At 69.6% G+C, this 22,596-nt stretch carries 17 protein-coding genes and 4 tRNA genes; 9 read left to right on the forward strand and 12 right to left on the reverse strand.

Features of this window, described 5'->3' with window-relative positions; all coding sequences use genetic code 11:
- Positions 1 to 53 precede the first annotated feature (53 nt).
- On the reverse strand, positions 54 to 1,517 hold the full coding sequence (locus BIV24_RS15025) for an MFS transporter (protein ID WP_071366835.1): 1,464 nt from the start codon (positions 1,515 to 1,517) through the stop codon (positions 54 to 56).
- A 95-nt stretch (positions 1,518 to 1,612) separates the two neighbouring features.
- Here BIV24_RS15025 and BIV24_RS15030 point away from each other — a divergent pair, with 95 nt between their 5' ends.
- From BIV24_RS15030 to purM, 4 genes are all read left to right on the forward strand, one after another.
- A complete protein-coding gene (locus tag BIV24_RS15030) occupies positions 1,613 to 2,251 on the forward strand; it encodes a TetR/AcrR family transcriptional regulator (protein WP_071366788.1) in 639 nt (212 codons plus the stop codon).
- A gap of 10 nt (positions 2,252 to 2,261) precedes the next feature.
- On the forward strand, positions 2,262 to 3,059 hold the full coding sequence (locus tag BIV24_RS15035; protein WP_071366789.1) for a maleylpyruvate isomerase family mycothiol-dependent enzyme: 798 nt from the start codon (positions 2,262 to 2,264) through the stop codon (positions 3,057 to 3,059).
- A gap of 235 nt (positions 3,060 to 3,294) precedes the next feature.
- On the forward strand, positions 3,295 to 4,821 hold the full coding sequence (gene purF, locus BIV24_RS15040) for an amidophosphoribosyltransferase (RefSeq protein ID WP_071366790.1): 1,527 nt from the start codon (positions 3,295 to 3,297) through the stop codon (positions 4,819 to 4,821).
- 32 nt (positions 4,822 to 4,853) lie between these two features.
- Positions 4,854 to 5,951 (forward strand): phosphoribosylformylglycinamidine cyclo-ligase, encoded by a 1,098-nt coding sequence (purM, locus tag BIV24_RS15045; protein WP_071366791.1) that lies wholly within the window; start codon positions 4,854 to 4,856, stop codon positions 5,949 to 5,951.
- Between the two features lie 69 nt (positions 5,952 to 6,020).
- On the opposite strand, the gene BIV24_RS15050 is transcribed toward purM, so the two are convergent.
- Both BIV24_RS15050 and BIV24_RS15055 read right to left on the reverse strand, forming a co-directional pair.
- Positions 6,021 to 6,269, reverse strand: a complete 249-nt coding sequence (locus BIV24_RS15050; RefSeq protein WP_071366792.1) for a DUF3073 domain-containing protein — start codon at positions 6,267 to 6,269, stop codon at positions 6,021 to 6,023.
- 273 nt (positions 6,270 to 6,542) lie between these two features.
- Positions 6,543 to 7,643: a Leu/Phe/Val dehydrogenase gene (locus tag BIV24_RS15055; protein ID WP_071366793.1), complete on the reverse strand. Its 1,101-nt coding sequence runs from the start codon at positions 7,641 to 7,643 to the stop codon at positions 6,543 to 6,545.
- Between the two features lie 241 nt (positions 7,644 to 7,884).
- On the opposite strand from BIV24_RS15055, the gene BIV24_RS15060 reads away from it, so the two are divergent.
- Both BIV24_RS15060 and bldC read left to right on the forward strand, forming a co-directional pair.
- Entirely contained in the window at positions 7,885 to 8,727 is an 843-nt protein-coding gene (locus tag BIV24_RS15060) for a DUF8083 family protein (RefSeq protein ID WP_071366794.1), read from the forward strand.
- Between the two features lie 541 nt (positions 8,728 to 9,268).
- A complete protein-coding gene (gene bldC, locus BIV24_RS15065) occupies positions 9,269 to 9,475 on the forward strand; it encodes a developmental transcriptional regulator BldC (protein ID WP_003949541.1) in 207 nt (68 codons plus the stop codon).
- Positions 9,476 to 9,990: 515 nt separating this feature from the next.
- On the opposite strand, the gene BIV24_RS31930 is transcribed toward bldC, so the two are convergent.
- The 4 genes from BIV24_RS31930 to BIV24_RS15080 form a co-directional block, all read right to left on the reverse strand.
- A complete protein-coding gene (locus BIV24_RS31930; RefSeq protein ID WP_079168267.1) occupies positions 9,991 to 10,191 on the reverse strand; it encodes a DUF6274 family protein in 201 nt (66 codons plus the stop codon).
- 252 nt (positions 10,192 to 10,443) lie between these two features.
- Positions 10,444 to 10,518, reverse strand: a tRNA-Asp gene (locus BIV24_RS15070).
- A gap of 109 nt (positions 10,519 to 10,627) precedes the next feature.
- Positions 10,628 to 14,626, reverse strand: coding sequence for an ATP-dependent RNA helicase HrpA (gene hrpA / locus BIV24_RS15075; protein ID WP_071366795.1), 3,999 nt, complete (start codon positions 14,624 to 14,626; stop codon positions 10,628 to 10,630).
- Positions 14,627 to 14,754: 128 nt separating this feature from the next.
- Positions 14,755 to 15,066 (reverse strand): hypothetical protein, encoded by a 312-nt coding sequence (locus BIV24_RS15080; protein ID WP_071366796.1) that lies wholly within the window; start codon positions 15,064 to 15,066, stop codon positions 14,755 to 14,757.
- Positions 15,067 to 15,625: 559 nt separating this feature from the next.
- On the opposite strand from BIV24_RS15080, the gene BIV24_RS15085 reads away from it, so the two are divergent.
- Positions 15,626 to 16,513: a prohibitin family protein gene (locus tag BIV24_RS15085; RefSeq protein WP_071366797.1), complete on the forward strand. Its 888-nt coding sequence runs from the start codon at positions 15,626 to 15,628 to the stop codon at positions 16,511 to 16,513.
- 459 nt (positions 16,514 to 16,972) lie between these two features.
- Here BIV24_RS15085 and BIV24_RS15090 read toward each other — a convergent pair.
- From BIV24_RS15090 to BIV24_RS15105, 4 genes are all read right to left on the reverse strand, one after another.
- Positions 16,973 to 17,046: transfer RNA gene (locus BIV24_RS15090), tRNA-Phe, on the reverse strand.
- 24 nt (positions 17,047 to 17,070) lie between these two features.
- Positions 17,071 to 17,145 (reverse strand) — tRNA-Asp (locus tag BIV24_RS15095).
- Positions 17,146 to 17,182: 37 nt separating this feature from the next.
- Positions 17,183 to 17,255 (reverse strand) — tRNA-Glu (locus BIV24_RS15100).
- A complete protein-coding gene (locus BIV24_RS15105; protein WP_079168268.1) occupies positions 17,241 to 18,947 on the reverse strand; it encodes a metallophosphoesterase family protein in 1,707 nt (568 codons plus the stop codon). Before BIV24_RS15105 ends, BIV24_RS15100 begins: the two co-directional genes overlap by 15 nt.
- 85 nt (positions 18,948 to 19,032) lie before the next feature.
- Here BIV24_RS15105 and BIV24_RS15110 point away from each other — a divergent pair, with 85 nt between their 5' ends.
- Positions 19,033 to 19,383 (forward strand): metallopeptidase family protein, encoded by a 351-nt coding sequence (locus BIV24_RS15110; RefSeq protein WP_071366798.1) that lies wholly within the window; start codon positions 19,033 to 19,035, stop codon positions 19,381 to 19,383.
- Between the two features lie 194 nt (positions 19,384 to 19,577).
- Here the strand turns inward: BIV24_RS15110 and BIV24_RS36235 are convergent, their stop codons facing one another.
- Positions 19,578 to 19,958, reverse strand: a complete 381-nt coding sequence (locus BIV24_RS36235; RefSeq protein ID WP_071366799.1) for a hypothetical protein — start codon at positions 19,956 to 19,958, stop codon at positions 19,578 to 19,580.
- A 388-nt stretch (positions 19,959 to 20,346) separates the two neighbouring features.
- Here BIV24_RS36235 and BIV24_RS15120 point away from each other — a divergent pair, with 388 nt between their 5' ends.
- Complete coding sequence (locus BIV24_RS15120; protein ID WP_071366800.1) at positions 20,347 to 22,545, forward strand: DEAD/DEAH box helicase; 2,199 nt, start codon at positions 20,347 to 20,349, stop codon at positions 22,543 to 22,545.
- Positions 22,546 to 22,596: the final 51 nt, after the last annotated feature.

Below are 22,596 nucleotides of genomic sequence, written 5' to 3' on the forward strand. Positions count from 1 at the left end.
CCGGGACATGGGGCGGGGCCCTTCTCGTACGGCCTGATACGGCTCATGCGGCCTCATACGGCCGCGGGTTCCTCGACGGGCTTCGCCTCCACCGGTCGCGTCCTCGGCAGCCGCAGGGCGAGCAGCAGGCACAGCGCCATGACCACGGCCCCGCACAGGAACACCGTGTCGAGCGCGGAGACGTACGCCGTCACGCCCGCGACGCGGTCCGCTCCGCGCAGGGCGACCAGGGAGCCGACGTCGCCGGGGCCGTCGTAGAGGCGGTTGAGCAGGGTGCCGAACAGGGTGGCGCCGAGGGCTCCGCCGAGGGTTTGGAAGAAGCGGATCGCGGTGGTGGCGACTCCGAGCTGGTGACGCGGGGCTGTCTGCTGCACCAACTGGATCAGCTGGCCGAGGAGTTGGCCGAAACCGAGGCCGACGAGCAGCAGGGCCGACCTCAGCTGCCACAGGGAGGTGTGGGGGCCGGTGGCGGCCAGCAACAGATAGGCGGCCGTGCCGACCGCGGAACCGCTGATCACGAACGTCCGCTCGGACCAGCCGCGTTCGGTGAGCCGCCCGGTGGCGATGCCGACAGCCGTGATGCCTGCCGCCATGGGGATCAGATACAGGCCGGCGGAGGAGCTGGAGATGCCGCGGACGAGCTGGAGGTAGACCAGTACGTAGTAGATGGCGCCCATCATGGCCGCGCCCGTCAGCCCCTGGATCGCGAAGCCCAGGCGCAGTTCGCGGATACGGAAGAGCGAGGGCGGCAGGATGGGCTCGGCGGCGGTGAACTGGCGGCGCAGGAAGAGCCCGAGAGCGCAGGCGAAGGCCAGTGCCAGGCTGATGACCTGCGGGGACGTCCATGCGTACTGCTTGCCGCCCCACTCGGTGACCAGCAGCAGCGCGGTGGAGAACGCGGCGGCGAGCACGGCGCCGGTGAAGTCGACCGAGCGGCCAGTGGCAGGGCGGGGGAGCTTCAGCACGACCACCGCGGTGGCCAGGGCGGCGATGCCGAGCGGCACATTGACGTAGAACGCCCAGCGCCAGCCGGCGTGGTCGGCGAGGAAGCCGCCGAGCCAGGGGCCCGCGGCCATACCGCCGCCCGCGACGATCCCGCCGGTGCCGGCGCCCTTGTTCTTCTTAGCGCCGGGCCCCGCGAGCTGGGCGATGACGACCATCGTCACGCTCATCAACCCGCCCGCGCCGATGCCCTGTACGGCCCGCGAGGCGATCAGCCAGCCGATCGAAGGGGCCGCACCGCACAGGGCCGAGCCGCCCAGGAAGGCGCCCAGGGCGCCGAGGAAGACAGGCTTGGCGCCGAGGGTGTCGCAGAGCCTGCCGTAGAGCGGGAGCATCGCGGCGGACGCCAGGGAGAAGGCGCTGACCAGCCACGGGATCTTGTCGATGCCGTGCGCGGGGTCGAGGTCGCGGACGATCGGCACGGTGGCCGCCGACACGATCTGCGTGTCCAGGACGGCCAGGACGATCGTCACGAGGCAGGCGAGTATGCCGAGTTTGCGTTGGGTGTCGGTCATGGGCAGCACCATCCCCGAATTCATGTACCGAGTCAATATTTAATCACGGAGTAAGGTTCATCCGAGTCGAAAATTCGCCTTGGTACAGTGGTGCCATGGCTGCTGAGGCGATGGGGCTGCGCGAGCGCAAGAAGCGGCAGACGGCGTTGCGGATCTACCGGACCGCGATCGCCCTGTTCGCGGAGAAGGGCTTCGAGGCCGTCTCGGTCCAGGAGATCGCCGATGCCGCCGAGGTCTCCAAGATGACCGTCTTCAACTACTTCGGCTCGAAAGAAGACTTGGTCTTCCGGCCCATGGTCGAGCACTTCTCGGACGCCGCCCGCGCCGTACGCGAGCGCGCGCCTGGCGAGTCGGCGGTGGACGCCGTACGACGGCAGTTCATGGAGATGATCAAGGGGCGCGACCCGTCGATCGGCCTGCATGGTGAGCCGACCCGCCGGATCCGCGAGGTCATCATGGCGACACCGGCGCTGAAGGAACGCGCCTATGTCGAGTCCGAGAAGGGCGCGCGCGCACTGGCCGACCTGCTCGCCGAGGAGACCGGCGACGCCACACTCGCTCTGATCGCCGCCGCCACGCTGACCGCCGCCCGTAACGCCCTTGTCGAGGAGCACTTCCGCCGCATCGTCGGCGGCGAGACCGCCGACCAGGTCGCCGCGGACGCCGCCGAACGCGCCCACCGCGCCTTCGACCTGGTCGCAAAGGGTCTGCACGGATACGCGGTCAAGGCCTAGGCTCACCGCCATGCCCGCGGCCAAGAAGCGCACCCGAACCTACGACCCGGTGAAGACCCGCACGGCGGTCCTCGCTCAGCTCGGCAACGTACGGGACGCCGTACGCACCCTGACGCCCGGGCAACTCGCCCTCCCCACGCGGCTGGAGGGCTGGGCGGTGCGGGAGCTGGTCGCGCACATCGGGATGGCCGTCACGGCCGTCGGCCGGTCCCTCGACCTGCCGGAGCCGGTGCGGCAGGACGCCTCGCTCCTCGACTGGCCGTTCGCCACCTCCGCCAGCTCCTCGGCCATCGACGACTTCACCCGACGGCTCGCCCAGGACCACCCCGACCTCGACGCCTATCTCGCACAGGTCGAGCAGATCCTGATCCGGCAGCTCGACACGCATCCCGGCACCCGGCTGCTCGCCACCAACGCCGGGGCCCTGCCGCTGGCCGACTACCTCGTCACCCGCACCGTCGAACTCGTCGTCCACACCGACGATCTCAACGCCGCTGTTCCGGGCCTGGACATCCCCCAGGACCGTCAGGCACTCGCCGCCGCCACGCGGCTCCTGGCCGACGCGCTCGCGATGGAGGCACCCGGCGCATCGACCGAGGTGCGCATCCCGCCGTACGCCGTCGTGCAGTGCGTCGAGGGCCCCCGGCACACCCGTGGCACCCCGCCCAACGTCGTCGAGACCGACCCGCTGACCTGGATCCGGCTGGCCACCGGACGGACGGCGTGGCAGGAGGCCGTGGCGGACGCCAAGGTCAGTGCGAGCGGGGAACGGGCCGACCTCGGGGCACTGCTGCCGCTCATGGCGTGAGGCGGATCCGCGGGACGCCCGTCCGCGCGCAGGGTGTGCGACGTCTCACTCGCATCCACTTCGCAGGAATCCACCGCGCCTGCCGACGCCGCGTCCACGCACCCGATCGATCCTCGCGCACCCAAACTGACCTGCGAAAACGCTGTACACATGGCAACGGTTGCAGGCGAGAGACCCGGGACTTAAACCCATCCCCAATTCGGACCAGTGGTCGGCCTCGAATACACTCGGGGGCGTGCCACGTGGTGACGGTCGACTCAATCACGACCTGCTCCCCGGTGAGAAAGGCCCCCAGGACGCGTGTGGCGTCTTCGGTGTCTGGGCTCCGGGTGAAGAGGTCGCAAAGCTCACGTACTTCGGGCTCTACGCCCTCCAACATCGGGGTCAGGAATCCGCGGGTATCGCGGTCAGTAATGGCTCCCAGATCCTCGTCTTCAAGGACATGGGACTGGTCTCCCAGGTCTTCGACGAGACCTCGCTCGGTTCGCTCCAAGGTCATATCGCGGTCGGTCACGCCCGCTACTCGACCACCGGCGCCTCCGTGTGGGAGAACGCCCAGCCGACATTCCGCGCCACGGCGCACGGCTCCATCGCTCTCGGCCACAACGGCAACCTCGTCAACACGGCGCAGCTCGCCGGGATGGTCGCCGATCTCCCCAAGGAGACCGGCCGTGCCACACAGGTGGCCGCGACGAACGACACGGACCTCGTCACCGCCCTCCTGGCCGGCCAGGTCGACGACGACGGCAAGCCGTTGACCGTCGAGGAAGCGGCCCCCGCGGTGTTGCCGCAGGTCAAGGGCGCCTTCTCGCTTGTCTTCATGGACGAGCAGACCTTGTACGCGGCCCGGGACCCCCAGGGCATCCGCCCGCTGGTCCTCGGTCGCCTGGAGCGCGGCTGGGTCGTCGCCTCCGAGACCGCCGCGCTCGACATCACGGGCGCCAGCTTCGTCCGCGAGATCGAGCCGGGCGAGTTCATCGCCATCGACGAGAACGGGCTGCGGTCGTCGCGCTTCGCGGATGCGAAGCCCCGTGGCTGTGTCTTCGAGTATGTGTACCTGGCTCGCCCCGATACCGACATCGCCGGACGCAACGTCTACCTCTCCCGCGTCGAGATGGGCCGCCGCCTCGCCAAGGAGGCCCCTGTCGAGGCCGACCTGGTGATACCGACCCCGGAGTCCGGTACCCCGGCCGCCGTCGGCTACGCGGAGGAGAGCGGCATCCCGTTCGGTGCCGGCCTGGTGAAGAACGCGTACGTCGGGCGCACCTTCATCCAGCCCTCGCAGACGATCCGCCAGCTCGGCATCCGCCTGAAGCTGAACCCGCTGAAGGACGTCATCAAGGGCAAGCGCCTGGTCGTCGTCGATGACTCGATCGTGCGTGGTAACACCCAGCGGGCGCTGGTGCGGATGCTGCGCGAGGCGGGCGCCGCCGAGGTCCACATCCGGATCTCCTCCCCGCCGGTGAAGTGGCCGTGCTTCTTCGGCATCGACTTCGCCACCCGCGCCGAGCTGATCGCCAACGGCATGACGGTCGAGGAGATCGGCACCTCGTTGGGCGCCGACTCCCTGGCGTACATCTCCCTCGACGGGATGATCGAGGCGACCGCCATCGCCAAGCCGAATCTGTGCCGCGCCTGCTTCGACGGCGAGTACCCGATGGAGCTGCCGGACCCTGAGCTGCTGGGCAAGCAGCTCCTGGAGACCGAGCTGGCGGCCGGTCCGGCCGCCACGGCCGCCGCCGACGCCATCCGTCGCCCGTGAGCCCGTCCCACCAACCTGAAAGATCCCAGACCATGTCTACTGCGTTCGATCAGTCGACTCCGTCGACGGGGACCTCCGGTGCTTCCTATGCTGCGGCAGGCGTCGACATCGAAGCGGGCGACCGCGCGGTGGAGCTGATGAAGGAGTGGGTGAAGAAGACGCAGCGGCCCGAGGTCCTCGGTGGCCTCGGCGGCTTCGCCGGCCTCTTCGACGCCTCCGCCCTCAAGCGCTACGAGCGCCCGCTGCTCGCGTCCGCCACCGACGGGGTCGGCACCAAGGTCGACATCGCGCGCCGGATGGGCGTCTACGACACCATCGGCCATGACCTGGTCGCCATGGTCATGGACGACATCGTGGTGTGCGGCGCCGAGCCGCTGTTCATGACCGACTACATCTGCGTCGGCAAGGTCCACCCGGAGCGCGTCGCGGCGATCGTGAAGGGCATCGCCGAGGGCTGCGTGCTGGCCGGATGTGCCCTGGTCGGCGGCGAGACGGCCGAACACCCCGGTCTCCTCGGTCCGGACGACTTCGACGTCGCGGGCGCCGGTACGGGCGTCGTGGAGGCCGACCGGCTCCTCGGCGCGGAGCGCATCCGCAAGGGTGACGTGGCGATCGCCATGGCCGCCTCCGGTCTTCACTCGAACGGGTACTCGCTCGTCCGCCACGTCCTTCTCGACCGGGCGAAGCTCGGCCTCGACCAGCATGTGGAGGAACTGGGCCGCAGCCTCGGCGAGGAACTGCTGGAGCCCACGAAGATCTACTCGCTGGACTGCCTGGCTCTCACCCGCACCGCCGAGGTGCACGCATTCAGCCACATCACCGGCGGCGGGCTCGCGGCCAACCTGGCGCGGGTGATCCCGGACGACCTGCACGCGGTCGTCGACCGCTCGACCTGGACCCCGGCGCCGGTCTTCGACCTCGTCGGGAAAACAGGGGACGTCGAGCGCCTCGAGCTGGAGAAGACCCTGAACATGGGCGTCGGCATGATCGCCATCGTCCCCGAGCAGTCGGCGGACGTCGCGCTCGCCACTCTGGCCGACCGCGGCGTGGACGCATGGGTCGCCGGCGAGATCACCGACCGGGGTGACCACGAGACGGGCGCGGCCCTGATCGGCGACTACGCGAGCTGAGTCCCCGGTGGACAGCACAGAACCCGGTCCGTGGCCGAGCCACGGACCGGGCGGGAATTCAGTGCAAGGTCAAGCGCCGCGACGTTGCTGCGAGGACTGGTCGTCCTCGTCCTCCTCGTCGTCGCCGTACAGGTCGGCGTACCGTGCGTACAGGTCGTCGTCTTGCTCATCGCTCTCGAATTGGTCGCCGTTCGGCGACGTGTTCGACGGCGATGCGCCCAGCTCCTCAGCCAGGCGTGAGAGATCCGTCCCACCGCTGTTGTACTTCAGCTGGCGGGCGACCTTCGTCTGCTTGGCCTTGGCCCGGCCGCGCCCCATGGCTCGACCCCCTCAACGACGGGGCTCGACGGCCCCAGAGTCTTGACACGCGTTCATGATCCGGAACGGGCTCTCCTCGGAGAGACCGGTCCGTAGGGCTTCCACGGTACCTGAGCCCACGCCCATACGGTACGTCGCCCGTGGGTGGGCGTGTGCCCAGGACCGGCGAGGCGCCCCGTCCTCGCTGGTCACGGCCGATTTTAACCACTAATTGGCGGGCGACCCGCCGATAAGAGTGAGAGTTCTCTCCAAGCTCCTACCGGCGGGTACCGGTCAAACCTCCGTGGGGCGTGCTCCCGCCCTCGCCTCCGCCATCCGCTGCTCGGCGATCCGGTCGGCCGCGGCGGCCGGCGGAATACCGTCTTCCTTCGCACGTGCGAATATGGCCAGCGTGGTGTCGAAGATCTTCGCCGCCTTCGCCCGGCACCGGTCGAAGTCGAAGCCGTGCAGCTCGTCGGCGACCTGGATGACACCGCCGGCGTTGACGACGTAGTCCGGCGCGTACAGGATCCGGCGGTCGGCGAGGTCCTTCTCCACGCCCGGGTGCGCGAGCTGGTTGTTGGCGGCGCCGCACACCACCTTCGCCGTCAGCACCGGCACCGAGTCGTCGTTCAGGGCCCCGCCCAGCGCGCAGGGGGCGTAGATGTCCAGCCCCTCGGTGCGGATCAGGGAGTCGGTATCGGCGGCCACGGTGACCTCGGGGTGCTCGTCGGTGACCCGGCGTACGGCGTCCGGCCGCACATCGGTGATCACGACCTCGGCGCCGTCCTTCAGCAGGTGCCCGACCAGGTAGTACCCGACCTTGCCGACGCCGGCGACGCCGACCTTGCGACCCCGCAGCGTCGGGTCGCCCCACAGGTGCTGGGCCGAGGCCCGCATGCCCTGGAAGACGCCGTAGGCGGTGAGCACGGAGGAGTCGCCCGCGCCGCCGTTCTCCGGGGAGCGCCCGGTGGTCCAGGAGCACGCCCGGGCCACGACGTCCATGTCCGCCACGTAGGTGCCGACGTCGCACGCAGTCACGTACCGCCCGCCGAGCGAGGCCACGAAACGGCCGTACGCCAGCAGCAGCTCCTCTGTCTTGATCCGCTCGGGGTCGCCGATGATCACGGCCTTGCCCCCGCCATGGTCGAGGCCGGCCATGGCGTTCTTGTACGACATCCCGCGCGCGAGGTTCAGGGCGTCGGCGACGGCTTCTTCCTCGGTCGCGTACGGGTAGAAGCGTGTGCCGCCGAGGGCGGGGCCCAGGGCGGTGGAGTGGATCGCAATGACGGCCTTGAGGCCACTGGCCCGGTCCTGGCAGAGCACGACCTGCTCATGGCCCCCCTGTTCCGAGTGGAACAGGGTGTGCAGGACGCCGTCGGTTACGTCGGTCACGGTGGTGACTCCCGGTTGAGTAGCGGCGGTTGGGGCGGGCCCCGTACGGGTGGCGGGCCCCGTGGGCATGAGCGTAGAACGTGAAGGTGCCCGCCAGCCGTGCAGTGCTCAGGATCACCCCCCCTTGGAGTATGCCGAGTACGCCGCGGCGGGTTCGTGGGACGATTTGCCATGGTTTTCCGCCCCGCCCGGGCCGCACCCGGACGGGTTTCGGGTGAGCTCCGATGGGGAGGGAGCAGGCGTGCCCAAGGTGTCCTCGGTGATCGTCCCGTACGCGTCCTACTTGCGCGTGTACGAGCCGCTGGCCGCCTTCCCGGAACCGGAGCGCAGCCACTGGGAGCGGTACGCCCGGCGCCCCGACCGTCCCTCGTACCAGGACGAACTGCGTCGCTCCCTGGCCGACTTGCTGCCCACCCCGCCGGTTGCGGTGCCGGTGCACGAGAGCAGTGAAGCCTTCGTGAGCGAGGTGGAGGGGGTGCTGTGCGTCTGCCCGTGGCGCACCCGGCTGCGCGGCTGGCAGGCGCTGGGCGAGCTGGCGCAGGAACTGCCCGAGCCGGTTCTGGACGCGGTCCTGCCGCCCGTGGTGCGCCGCCAGGCAGCCCAGGACTACGAGCGCTGGCTGGCCGGCAACCCGGACGCCCGCCCGTGGATCCGCACCGCGACCTGGCAGGTGCCGCTGAACTGGTTCGTGCTCGTCTCCGACGAAGAGCGGCGGTACGACAAGAGGTCCGGCGAGACCCCTCCGATGCTGCGCTACCGCACGCCCATGGTGCAGGCGCGGCGGCGCACCGCACGGGCACTGCGGACGCTCCGGGACACGATCGACGACGGGCCGCTCATCGACGGTCTGGTGGAGGTGGGCCGCTGGCTGGAGGAGTTCCATCCGCGGTCGCTGGTCGAACTGGACTACGGCGGACTCGTGCACGTCCTGCCGGCCGCGGAGCTGGACGGGGACCACTCGGCCGCGGATGTCGCCGAGGGCATCGACGCCCTGCGGCACGGGGACGGGGCCGCGGCCGGGGAGGCGTACGGACGGTTGGTGGAGCGCTGGCGGGCCGTACGGGACCGTCGGTCGGCGAACTGAGTCCGGGACCTCGGCGCACCGGTGCGCGAATTGTGACCCGTGAGACATGATGAAGTGATAAGTCTTGGCCCATGGTTGACGCACCGCAGACCCGCACGGGGACGTAGGCCCCGATCCGGGCTTATGCCTCAAGCGTGACGGACCGCACTTACAGGGACCTTGCGCCTTACGGTTCTCCTCGTGCCAAAATAGGACAAGGAGTCCGGGGGAGGTTCCCTCTGTCCACTCATGGTCGGAAACTCTGCGTTGCGTGCTTTGGGGGGTCTGGTGCCTCCTGATCGCCCTGTGACTGATCGTCACAGTGGCGTGACTGTCCGCTATGGCATGGTCCATCGGCTTCCGTCGCTGATGAACACCTGGGAGGGCAATTCCATCGGTTTGGCCGACGCGGCTGGACAGATGGTGTAGTTGTAGTGCCGAGGACAAGCCGTTCGTCCTATAACCGACTCGACTCGCGTCCGCCATTTCGGGCAACGCGGGTCAAGGTGCAGAATTTAGAGGAAAGAACCGAGAAGGTTCGGTTCTCCCGAGGAGGCCGCTCATGACCGCTCGCACCCCTGATGCCGAGCCGCTGCTGACCCCGGCTGAGGTCGCCACGATGTTCCGCGTCGACCCTAAGACGGTCACGCGGTGGGCGAAGGCCGGCAAGCTCACGTCGATCCGCACGCTCGGTGGGCACCGCCGCTACCGCGAGGCCGAGGTCCGCGCACTGCTCGCGGGCATTCCGCAGCAGCGCAGCGAGGCCTGAACAACTACATAACCGGACATAGCGAAGGTCCCCCAGCCTGTCGCGACGTCCACACCACAGCTCCAACCGACGCGGGTTCTGCCCCAACAGGACCCACGCCCGAGGTCAACAGAGGCACGACAAGGGTGCGTCGTCGATCGCGCTGGACTCCGCCGAGTCCAGCGCGATCTTTTTTGTGCCCTGATCGCGCCATGCGGGCCGTTCCGTGAGCGGCCCTGTCGGAGTCTGGGGAGGGGTGTCGGATCTGCTGTACAGGGCCTTGGAAGGGGGTGCAATTGCACATATTAAATTGACTAGTTGTAGGAGGGGCGTAAGTTCCACGGTTCCCAAAACTTGTGCGGTGACACCCGTCACATGGCGAGGTTCTTGTTGTGCTCGCGGTGTCTTTGCTAGAGGAACACGCCTGTATGGGGCGGGTGTTGGGCCGACGGGTGCGCACCAGAGGCGCTTGCGGCGGAGGCCGTGTGGCCCCCGGAGTGATGGTTCGTGCGTGGTGGAGGCGCTGAGGGCCTCGCTCACGTTGTGGAGGGGTTGGAGGGGTTCTCGTCCTCGGAGGCCGTCTGGGGGCTCTCCTCGTCGTGCTGAGCGGGTTCCAACGCCAGGCGCAGCAGTCGGTGGCAGACCGGGCAGCGCGGGGTCAGATGGCGATACCCGGAAGCGGCGGCTAGATGGGCGCGGAGCAGAGCACGTGTCTCATGCCGAACGGACGTCGCCATACGCCACCTCCTGGGCCCGGGGGTCGAAGACCCTGGCCTTCCGGGGTACCGGTGGAAAGTGACGCCGTCAAGTCACGCGGCGCCCCCCGTGAAGGCCGCCGGTGAGGGGAGTGGCGGATATGGGGCACGGGGAGGGCCGGGGCGAGGGTGGTCGTGTCTGATTGCGGTCGTGCCAGGCGCCGCCTTCGTCTCGACAGGGCGTGCATGGGGGCATGAAGAAGCCCCGCACCTTCGAGGTGCGGGGCTCTGTTGCGGTCCTGACGGGATTTGAACCCGCGGCCTCCACCTTGACAGGGTGGCGAGCACTCCAAACTGCTCCACAGGACCAGGCTTCGCGGCGCTTGTTGTGCGTTGCGCTGCGAGAAGAGACTGTACAGGAGGGTGAGCCCCTGGGTCGAACTCACCCAACGTGCACCGGCCGTTACTCAGTGGGCCGTCACGGTGCGGCCGCGTCGATCGCCTTCACGATGCGCTTGTCGGAGACCGGGTACGCCGTGCCCAGCGCATGCGCGAAGTAGCTGACGCGCAGTTCCTCGATCATCCAGCGGATGTCCAGGACCGAGGAGGGGACGGGTCGGCCCTGCGGAAGCTGCTCCAGCAGCCACGCGTACTCGTCCTGCATCTCGTGGACCTTCTCCATGCGCGTGGTGTCCCGCTGGACGTTCGTCGGCATCTGCTGCAGGCGGCGGTCCGCGGCGATCAGGTAGCGCATCAGGTCGGGGAGGCGCCGTACCCCCGCCGCGGTGATGAAGCCGGGCTTCACGAGGGCGTCCAGTTGCGCCCGCACGTCCGCCAGGTTCGGCAGCAGGGCGGGGCTGCGTACGGCCTTCAGCCGGCGTTCACAGGACTGCCAGGCGGCTAGCACCTGCTGCACCTGCCCTACCGTGCGGACCGTCGCGTCGACGATCTCCGCGCGCACCTTGTCATACAGCTTCCGGTACGACTCCTCGTCCCAGGCCGGCCCCCCGAAGTCCGCGATCAGCCGGTCGGCGGCCGCCATCGCACAGTCGTCGAACAGGGCCTGGATCGAGCCGTGCGGGTTCGCGGACAGACCGAGCTTCTGGGTGTTCGTCAGCTTCTCGGACGCGAACTTCGCCGGGTTCACCGGGATGTTCCGCAGGATCAGGCGCCGCGTGCCCTTCCACATCGCCTGCGCCTGCTCCTCCTCCGTGTCGAAGAGGCGTACGGAGACCGTGTCGCCGTCGTCGACCAGCGCCGGATACGCCTTCACCGGCTCGCCGGCGCGACGGGTCTCGAAGACACGGGTCAGCGCGCCGATCGACCAGTCTGTGAGGCCCGTACGCTCCAGGGACTCCCCGCCCCGCCGCTCGGCCGTGGCCGCCGCGGCCTGCGAGAGGGCCTTGCGCGCCTTCGGCTTCAGCAGGAGCTTCAGGGCTTCGAGGTCCTTGTCCTCGGCGAGCTTGCGGCGCCGCTCATCGACGATCCGGAACGTTATTTTGAGGTGGTCCGGCACCTTCGCCCAGTCGAAGTCCGCCGCCTCGAACGGCACGCCGACCATCCGCCGCAGCTCCCGCGCCATCGCCACCGTCAGCGGTTCCTGGAGGGGCTGTGCTCGATCGCGCCCCTCCGGGGCCACCGCCTTCTCCAGGAACGCCGTCGCGTAGTTCGGCGCCGGGACGTAGTTGCGGCGGATGGGCTTGGGCAGGGACCGGATCAGCTCGGTGACCAGTTCTTCCCGCAGCCCCGGGATCTGCCAGTCGAAGCCCTCGTCCGTGACCTGGTTGAGGACCTGCAGCGGGATGTGGACCGTCACGCCGTCCGCGTCCGCGCCGGGCTCGAACTGGTAGGTGACCTTGAACTTCAGACGGCCCTGCCGCCACGAGTCCGGGTAGTCGTCCTTGGTGACCGCGCCCGCCTTCTCGTTGATGAGCATCTCGCGCTCGAAGTCGAGGAAGTCGGGCTGCTCGTGGTGCTTGTGCTTCCACCAGGAGTCGAAGTGGGCGCCGGAGACGACGTGTTCGGGCACCCGCTGGTCGTAGAAGTCGAACAGCGTCTCGTCGTCGACCAGGATGTCCCGGCGCCGGGCGCGGTGTTCCAGCTCCTCGACCTCGGTGAGGAGCCTGCGGTTCGCGGCGAAGAACTTGTGGTGCGTGCGCCAGTCACCCTCGACGAGTGCGTTGCGGATGAACAGTTCACGGCTCGTATCCGGGTCGACGCGGCCGTAGTTCACCTTCCGCTGGGCGACGATCGGAACGCCGTACAGCGTGACCTTCTCGTACGCCATCACGGCCGCCTGGTCCTTCTCCCAGTGCGGCTCGCTGTACGTCCGCTTCAGGAGGTGGCCGGCGAGCGGCTCCACCCACTCGGGCTCGATCTTCGCGTTGACGCGCGCCCACAGGCGGGAGGTCTCCACGAGCTCGGCGGACATCACGAAGCGCGGGGGCTTCCTGAACAGGGACGAGCCCGGGAAGATCGCGAACTTGGCGCTGCGGGCGCCCAGGTACTCGTTGCGTCCGCCGTCCTTGCGGGCGCCGGGACCGGAGTCCTTGGACTCCTTCACGTCCTTCAGCCCGATGTGCGAGAGCAGACCGGCGAGGAGCGAGATGTGCAGGTGGTCGGCCGGGGCGTCCTGGTCGTTCAGGTGCATGCCCATCTGCTTGGCGACCGTGCGCAGCTGCGTGTAGATGTCCTGCCATTCGCGGATGCGCAGGAAGTTCAGGTACTCCTGCTTGCACATCCGGCGGAACGACGACGAGCCGCGCTCCTTCTGCTGCTCGCGGATGTAGCGCCACAGATTGAGGTAGGCGAGGAAGTCGCTCGTCTCGTCCTTGAAGCGGGCGTGCTGCTGGTCGGCCTGGGCCTGTTTGTCGGTGGGGCGCTCGCGCGGGTCCTGGATGGACAGCGCGGCGGCGACGACCATGACCTCGCGGACGCAGCCGTTGCGCTCCGCCTCCAGGACCATCCGCGCGAGGCGCGGGTCGACGGGCAGCTGGGCGAGCTTGCGGCCGGTGTCCGTGAGCCGCTTGCGCGGGTCCTTCTCCGCCGGGTCCAGCGCGCCCAGTTCCTGGAGGAGCTGGACGCCGTCGCGGATGTTGCGGTGGTCCGGCGGGTCGATGAAGGGGAACTTCTCGATGTCGCCGAGGCCGGCCGCGGTCATCTGGAGGATGACGGAGGCGAGGTTCGTACGGAGGATCTCGGCATCCGTGAACTCGGGCCGGGCCTCGAAGTCCTCCTCGCTGTACAGGCGGACGCAGATACCGTCCGACGTACGGCCGCAGCGTCCCTTGCGCTGGTTGGCACTCGCCTGGGAGACCGGTTCGATGGGCAGGCGCTGGACCTTGGTGCGGTGGCTGTAGCGCGAGATGCGGGCGAAGCCGGGGTCGATGACGTACTTGATGCCAGGGACGGTCAGGGAGGTCTCGGCCACGTTCGTGGCCAGGACGATCCTGCGGCCCGTGTGCTGCTGGAAGACGCGGTGCTGCTCGGCGTGGGAGAGCCGGGCGTACAGCGGCAGGATCTCGGTGAACCTGTACTGCTTCTTGTTCAGGGCGTCGGCCGTGTCCCGGATCTCCCGTTCACCGGAGAGGAAGACGAGGATGTCGCCCTTGCCCTCGCCCATGAGTTCCTCGACGGCGTCCGTGATCGCGGTGATCTGGTCGCGGTCGGCGTCGTCGCCGTTCTCTTCGAGGAGCGGGCGGTAGCGCACCTCGACGGGGTAGGTGCGCCCGCTGACCTCGACGATCGGCGCGTCGCCGAAGTGCCGGGAGAAGCGCTCGGGGTCGATCGTGGCCGAGGTGATGACGACCTTGAGGTCCGGGCGCTTGGGCAGGAGCTGGGCGAGGTAGCCGAGCAGGAAGTCGATGTTGAGGGACCGCTCGTGGGCCTCGTCGATGATGATCGTGTCGTAGGCGCGCAGCTCGCGGTCCGTCTGGATCTCGGCGAGCAGGATGCCGTCCGTCATCAGCTTGATGAAGGTGGCGTCGGGGTTCACCTGGTCGGTGAAGCGGACCTTCCAGCCGACGGCCTCGCCGAGGGGTGTGTCGAGCTCCTCGGCGACGCGCTCGGCGACCGTGCGGGCGGCGATGCGGCGGGGCTGGGTGTGGCCGATCATGCCGCGAACACCGCGGCCGAGTTCGAGACAGATCTTGGGGATCTGGGTGGTCTTGCCGGAGCCGGTCTCGCCGGCCACGATCACGACCTGGTGGTCGCGTATGGCGTCGGCGATCGCGTCCTTCTTCTGGCTGACGGGGAGCTGTTCGGGGTACGTGATGGCCGGGACGCGGGCGCTGCGACCGGCGATCCTGCTCTCGGCCTTGGCGACCTCCGCCTCGATCTCGGCGAGTACGGCGGTCCGGGCCTCGGGCTTGCGGATCTTGCGCGCGCCTTCGAGCCTGCGCCCGAGGCGGTGCGCGTCGCGCAGGGACAGCTCGGTCAGGCGGGGGGCGAGGGTGCCGAGGGCGGGATGCGTAGACATACGCGGTCCAGGATCTCACCTTGGCGAAATTCCTGGCTAACGATTTGCCTCCGGCGGTTCGGCGGCTTGCGCGCGGCGGTCGGTTCGGCCGGGGGCCGGCTCTTGTTCCCCGGGAAGCGCCCAGTGGCTCAGCTGCTGCTCGGCTGCTGAGGGACCGGAGGTGCGGGCTGCTCGCGGGGTGCTCTCTCCTGGGTCATCGACGTGGCGGTGTTGGAGACGGCCTTGATGCCCAGGTACGCGGTGGTCATGCTGCTGATGGCGGTGAAGGCAGCGGTGAGTACGCCGACGATCACCGACTTGTCGCCGTCCAGGCGCCAGACGCCGAAGATCACCACCCCGGCGATCGCGAGGTTGCTCATGACCACCGCGAGTAAGCCGTAGCGAGCCCGGTCCCTCTCCACCTGGACGGCCCCGGCGATTTTTGTCTGGTCCCGGCGCATGATTCCCCCATCCGTACGGTTGCGTCGACTCGCCAGAACGTAGTGCCCGGGAGGGGGCATGCCAAACGGGGGCTGGACCCAGACATGACGAAAGCCCCATCCCGACAGGATGAGGCTTTCGGCAGCGGTGGCTGGGGCCGGGGTCGAACCGGCGACCTTCCGCTTTTCAGGCCGCGCCCCGGCGGGGCGGGGCCTGTTCGTACGGGCCGCACGTGATTCGGCCAGCCGTGCTTGTCCGCTGCTGTTGGCGTACGGGTCGGTGGACGCCAACAGCAGCGTGATCTCTGTCGGCTGCGGTTGTGCGCTGCTGTTGTGGGGTCGGTGTTGCCCGTCGAAACCACCTGGCATCGCCCACCCGGTCGATGCCGCCCAGACTTGGGTCGCGATGTGGTCGGGAAAGATGCCGACGTAGGTGCTGAACAGCAGCACGCAGGCCGGCGCCCTGGCAGTGACGCCGTTTGCGAACGCCCGCCGCTCTCTCCGTACTTCGGATGCCATATCCTCCACCGGCGAGCGGTGCCGGGGGGCATCGCCCAGGGTCTCTCAGGGGGGAGCCACCGTGCTTGTACTGTCATTCCTGCTCGTTCTCACCGCCGTGGTGATGTACTTCGTCGCCCGTGCCCAGAACTCGTCCCGGCTTCGGCTGGGTGCCGTCGCCGCACTGCTCGGCAGCATGCTCTGTGGCATCGCCAGCAGCGTGTACGTCGTCAGCGCCTACGAGGTCGGCGTGCCGGTGACGTTCGGCAAAGTGGGTGCGCCCATGACGTCCGGGATGCATCTGAAAGCGCCATTCACCGATGTCACGCGCTTCTCGACCCGTCCGGTCGACCTCAACCTCTCCGACAAGGACGTCGTCGAGGTGCGGTCCTCCCAGGGGGGCGTGATGTACGTGGAGGTGACCGTGAAGTGGGCGGTCATACCGAACAAGGCGGGGGAGCTGTACCGGCTGGCAGGGAGCGAGGAGGCCATTCAGCAGCGACTGGTCTTCCCGGACAGCCGGGAGATCGTCCGGAACGTCTTCGCCCGCTACTCCAGCGAGCAGGGCTACGCCTCGGCCCGGGAGAAGATCAACGCGGAGATCGACAAGTTGATCAAGGAGCGACTCGCGCCCCGCGGTATCGACATCACCGCCGTGAACCTGCGCAACGTCAAGCCTTCGGACGCCCTCCAGAAGCAGATCGACCGCAAGATCCAGCAGAAGGAGGCCACCGAGCGGGCCGCCGAGGCGACCCGCACGGCGGAAGAGGAGTCCAAGCGCCGCAAGATCGAGGCCGAGGGCATCGCCCGCGCCAACAAGATCCTCAACGACTCCCTGACCGACAAGGTTCTGATGAACCAGTGCATCGACTCGTACCGGGAAGCGGCCAAGGAGAACCCGGTCTACGCCGTGCCCTGCGGCTCGGGCAACGGCACCCCGGTCATCGTGGACGGCAGCGGCCGGAAGTGATTCCTCTTGCCTGCTGAGCCGGCGCATCGCGCTCGGCCCGCACAGGCACGCCGGTGAACCTCGCCGGAGCCGGGGCCCGGCGGCCGGACAGGGCCCCGCCGTGGAAGGCGGGGCCGATGGTGTCGCAGGGGCTGCACAGCGCTTTCTCCGAAGCATCACAGCGCTGCTGCAACAGCTGGCTCGGCGGCGGGGTTCCTGTTCACGCTCGCTGGCGGCGCGCGGGTCGGCGCTCGTCGCTTCACGGCCGCAACGGCCGGACCAGGAGCCCCGGATCAGGAACTGACGCAGGCCGCGAGGCGCTCGCGAGCGCTCGCTTCGCTGGACGAGCAGCGGAAGGCACTCCGGAAGCTGGGCGACACCCTCTCCTGAGAGCCGTTGGCGCACCGGTTGGCGTAGCCGACACGAAAACACCCCCTCCGAGAGATCTCAGAGGGGGTGTTTGCCCTGATAGGGCGGCGGTGGCTGGGGCCGGGGTCGAACCGGCGACCTTCCGCTTTTCAGGCGGACGCTCGTACCAACTGAGCTACCCAGCCACGAGGTTTCATACGAAACCTCAGCGGTCCTGACGGGATTTGAACCCGCGGCCTCCACCTTGACAGGGTGGCGAGCACTCCAAACTGCTCCACAGGACCAAGCGTTGTGTACGACAGTGTCGCACACGATCATGCGTGCCCCCAACGGGATTCGAACCCGTGCTACCGCCTTGAAAGGGCGGCGTCCTAGGCCGCTAGACGATGAGGGCTATCGGCCCGCCTGGGCGCTTCTCAGCGCGTCGGGGACGTGAGAAGCATATGGGATGGGAGGAGGGTTCGCCAAAACGGTTAAGAGGGAGCCCGGCGGGTGGGTCGGACGGGCGCCGGATCGGTTCCGGGGGTGGTGGCCGGGGGCGCGGTGCTCGGAGGTGCGGCGCCGGGGTCGGGTGCGCGCCCGGCTGGTTCTCCTTGGGCAGGTGGCGGGTCACCTCCGCCGTCGTCAGGCCCAGCCCGCCGAGCCTGATCTCGTCCCAGGCCTGGAGGCGGCGGGTGTCCCGGTCCAGGTAGAGGATCGAGGCCTCGATGGGGTCCGGGTACCGGCCCTCGACCGCGCGCAGCCCGCTGCCGCCCGTCGAGCCCTCGACGCGCAGCCGGGTGCCGTACCGCATGATCTCCATCTTTTCCTGGTGCAGATGGCCGGCCAGGGCCAGGGGCGCCTCGCCGTCCGTCTGGCGGGCGGCCGTCGGTTCGTGGGTGATCGCGATGTCGACGGGTGTTCCGGCGGCCTTCTGGTCGCGCAGGGCGGAGGCCAGACGCGCGCCCGCCAGCTCTTCGGCGCGCTCGCCGCCGGGTGCGACCGAGCGGTCGGGGGTGAACTGTGGGTCACCGGTCCCGGCGAAGCGCAGGCCTGCGACGGTGATCGCCCTGCTGTCGTCCAGGACGTGGACGTTCTTCATGCGCTCCAGGTAGCGCTGGGTGGTGAGGGAGTCGTGGTTGCCGCGGACCCAGACGTACGGGGCGCCCAGGTCCTTGATCGGGTCGAGGAAGCCGTTCTCCGCCGCCGTCCCGTGGTCCATGGTGTCGCCCGAGTCGACGATCACAGCGACGCGGTACTGCTGCACCAGTGACGCGATGATCTTCCAGCTTGCCGGGTTGAGGTGGATGTCGGAGACGTGCAGGACCCGGATCGTCGTCGGGTCGGGCTCGTACGCGGGGAGGGTGGACGTGGCGTCGTACAGCTTGGTCACGTTCGTCACCAGGCGCGCCAACTCCTTCTGGTAGACATCGAATTCGGTGACGATGCTGCGCGCGTTGCCGACCAGGGAGGGGGCGGAGGAGAGCAGGCCGGAGAACCGCGGTTCAAGGACCGACTTGGGATTCCAGGTGGCGTACGCCGTCGCGCCCGAGGCGCTGAGGAGTGCGAGGGCCAGGCCGCCCGCGGTCAGCGCCCGGCGCGGGCGCCGGTAGACCGCGAGGCCGAGCGCGGTGGCGCCGGAGACCGCCGCCACGCAGGAACGTACGGCGAGTTCGAGCGTGCCGTGCTCGACGTCGTGGGCGACCTCCCGCTGGAGGCCGGAGATCCGCTCGGGGTGGTCGACGAGCGCCTGGGCGCGGATCGGGTCGAGCTGGTCGACGTTGACGTCGAGGCGGACGGGGGCCCGGTGGCTGTCCAGCTCCAGGGCGCCCAGCGGGGAGACGTTGATCTTTGTGCCGCCGGTGAGAGAGGGGCGCAGGGTCATGGTGGTGTTCATGGGGCCCACCGGGGCGCGTACGTTGCCCACGGCCAGCAGGCCGAGCCAGGCACCCAGGAGTACGACGCCGACCATGCCGAGTGCACTGAGCCATGGGTGGGGCTGGGGGGCGAGCTCGGTGGCAGGGGGCAGGCGGAGCGAGCGGTAGCGCCGGGCGAGGTTACCCGACGCCCTTCGCGGGCGGTGCGGGGCTGAGGCGACGCGGGCCATTGGCCCCGTATGCCCAGTTCCGGGCATGGATATGCGGGACGGTTCGCGACTCTTCCGCGGGCGTGCCGTACCGGACAATGGACCTGTGCTGGAGATGACGCGCGAGGAGTTCGAGGAACTGGTCGCCGAGGCGCTCGACCGGATCCCGCCGGAGCTGACGCGGCTGATGGACAACGTGGCGGTGTTCGTCGAGGACGAGCCGCCCGCCGATGATCCCGACCTGCTCGGGCTCTACGAGGGGACTCCGCTGACGGAGCGCGGGGAGTGGTACGCGGGGGTGCTGCCGGACCGGATCACGATCTACATGGGTCCGACGCTGCGCATGTGCGAGACGCACGAGGACGTGGTGGCGGAGACCGAGGTGACCGTGGTGCATGAGATCGCTCATCACTTCGGGATCGACGACGCCCGGTTGCATGAGCTCGGGTACGGGTGACGTCGGATACCCGGACGGGTGACGCTCTCTTCGCGGGGCGCGTGTCCTCTTGCGGGCGGCGGGAGTTGGACAGGAGGACTTCTCGACCCTTCCCCGAGCTCTCGGCCGCTGCCCCGCTCTCGACTTCGCTCGAGCGGGGGAGCCCCATGAACAGGGGAGACCCTCTATCGGAGGTGGCTGCCCGTGCCTGCCTGTTACCTATCCGTCCGGCTGGCCGCCACGGTGATGGCTGTAGCCGCGACCGCCGGCTGCATGAGCGTGGGGGACGACGCGGGCAGTCCCACGCCTGCGCACTCGGCGGGGCGGCGCGGCGGGGCCGCACCGGACGGAGGGCCGACGGCGAGCGGCGGCGACGGCAAGGGTGCGGGCGGGGTGGCGGTCAAAGGGGGCTCCTCCAAGCCGGGCGCGTCCGCGTCCGGGACTTCCGCGGCACCCTCCGCGTCGGCGCCCAGGAGCGCTACCGGGAGCCGGGGCCCCGGGCCGACCACCAGGGGGGAGGCCTCGAAGAGCGGCAACGGCAATGGCAGCGACAGGGCGGTGCCGCCCGTGCCGACGAAGGTCGAGCCGAGTCCCACCCGGACCTCGGCGGAGCCGTCGCCGACGCAGGAGCCGGATCCGTCGCCGTCCCCGACGACCGCGGAGCCGTCGTCCTCGGCACATGAGCGGACCGCGCAGTTGGTGGAGCGGGAGCCGGCGCCCCGGGCGGGGTATCCGGCGGCATAGCCGTCGAGCGGGCGGCCCTGTGGTGAGACTCACCCGGGGCGTACGGTTATTGGTTTGCACTCGCCCCGTGCGGGTGCGTATGGTGGTAGATCGTTTGATCCCATTTGCCCGGCGCCATCAAGACGCGCCGCGTGTGGCGCGTACTCTCCCTTGCCGTGGCCGGACCGCATAGAGGCGGTCGATTGCGACTTTCACGGAGTTTGGGCGCGTGCCGTGAACTCCGGAAGGTTCGCATTTCGCATGTCTGTTTCCAGCACTGACCACATCGGCCTGCCCGAGGGCGGGGAGGGCGAGGACCAGTCCGCCGCCCCCGAGCTCACTTTCGCCGACCTCGGCCTGCCCGAGGGTGTCGTCCGCAAGCTCGCCCAGAACGGTGTCACCGTACCCTTCCCGATCCAGGCGGCGACCATCCCGGACGCCCTGGCCGGCAAGGACATCCTCGGCCGCGGCCGGACGGGATCGGGCAAGACGCTCTCCTTCGGACTGCCGACCCTGGCCACCCTGGCCGGCGGGCGCACCGAGAAGAAGAGGCCGCGGGCCGTGATCCTCACGCCCACCCGTGAGCTGGCCATGCAGGTCGCGGACGCGCTGCAGCCGTATGGCGATGTGGTCGGGCTGAAGATGAAGGTCGTGTGCGGCGGCACCTCCATGGGCAACCAGATCTACGCCCTGGAGCGCGGCGTGGACATCCTGGTCGCCACCCCCGGCCGGCTGCGCGACATCATCAACCGCGGTGCCTGCTCCCTCGAGGACGTACAGATCGCCGTGCTCGACGAGGCCGACCAGATGTCCGACCTGGGCTTCCTGCCCGAGGTCACCGAGCTGCTCGACCAGGTGCCGGCCGGCGGCCAGCGCATGCTCTTCTCCGCGACCATGGAGAACGAGATCCAGACGCTCGTCGACCGCTACCTGAACGAGCCGGTGAGCCACGAGGTCGACGCCGCCCAGGGCGCCGTGACGACCATGTCGCACCACATCCTCGTGGTGAAGCCCAAGGACAAGGCGCCCGTCACCGCCGCCATCGCCTCCCGCAAGGGGCGGACCATCATCTTCGTCCGTACGCAGCTCGGTGCCGACCGCGTCGCCGAGCAGCTGCGCGACGCCGGGGCGAAGGCGGACGCGCTGCACGGCGGCATGACCCAGGGCGCGCGCACCCGGACGCTGGCCGACTTCAAGGACGGGTACGTGAACGTGCTCGTCGCGACGGACGTCGCGGCCCGCGGTATCCACGTCGACGGGATCGACCTCGTGCTCAACGTGGACCCCGCCGGGGACCACAAGGACTATCTGCACCGCGCCGGCCGTACGGCTCGCGCGGGCCGTACGGGCACGGTCGTGTCGCTCGCGCTGCCGCACCAGCGGCGGCAGATCTTCCGCCTGATGGAGGACGCGGGCGTCGACGCCTCGCGCCACATCATCCAGGGCGGGGCCGCGTTCGACCCCGAGGTCGCCGAGATCACCGGTGCCCGGTCCATGACCGAGGTCCAGGCCGAGTCCGCCGGTAACGCCGCACAGCAGGCCGAGCGCGAAGTCGCCCACCTCACCAAGCAGTTGGAGCGTGCCACGCGGCGCGCGGCCGAGCTGCGCGAGGAGGCCGACCGGCTGGTCGCCCGGTCCGCCCGGGAGCGGGGCGAGGACCCGGAGGCGGCGGTCGCGGCCGCGGCGGAGGCTTCCGCCGGGGCGACGGAGGCCGTTCAGGCACCGGACACCGAGGTCTCCGTGCCGGCGCAGCCGACCGCTCAGGACGCCGAGCGGGTCCAGCGGGCCGAGCGCGAGGAGCGTACGGACGGTCCGTCGTCGTACGAGCGTCGTGAGCGCCGGGACGAGCGGGGCGGCTTCGGCCGGGACCGCGACCGTGGCTTCGGTGGCCGGGACCGGGATCGTGACCGTGGGTTCGAGCGTCGGGACGGCGAGCGTGGTGGGCGTTCGTTCGAGCGGCGTGACGACCGTGGCGGGTTCCGTCGTGACGGTGACCGCGACCGCCGCCCCTTCGACCGTGACCGTGACCGTGGCTTCGACCGTGACCGTGGTTTCGGTGGCCGGGATCGTGACCGTGGGTTCGAGCGTCGGGACGGCGAGCGTGGTGGGCGTTCGTTCGAGCGGCGTGACGACCGCGGTGGGTTCCGTCGTGACGGTGACAGCGACCGCCGCCCCTTCGACCGCGACCGCCGGGACGGCGAGCGTGGTGGGCGTTCGTTCGAGCGGCGTGACGACCGCGGCGGGTTCCGTCGTGACGGTGACCGGCGTTCGTTCGACCGGCGTGACGACCGTGGCGGCCACCGCGGCGGCGACCGCCCGTTCAACCGGGACCGCCAGGGCGACCGCCCGGGCTTCCGCTCCGGCGCCCACGACCGCCCCTACGGCCGTCGTGACGACCACCGCGGTACCGGCTCGTTCGGCCGCCGCGAGGACAAGCCGCGCTGGAAGCGCAACGGCTGACACCCGGTCACCGCACTTCGAAGGGCCCGCACGACTCCGGTCGTGCGGGCC

The organism is Streptomyces colonosanans, from assembly GCF_001866645.1.
Lineage (GTDB): Bacteria > Actinomycetota > Actinomycetes > Streptomycetales > Streptomycetaceae > Streptomyces > Streptomyces colonosanans.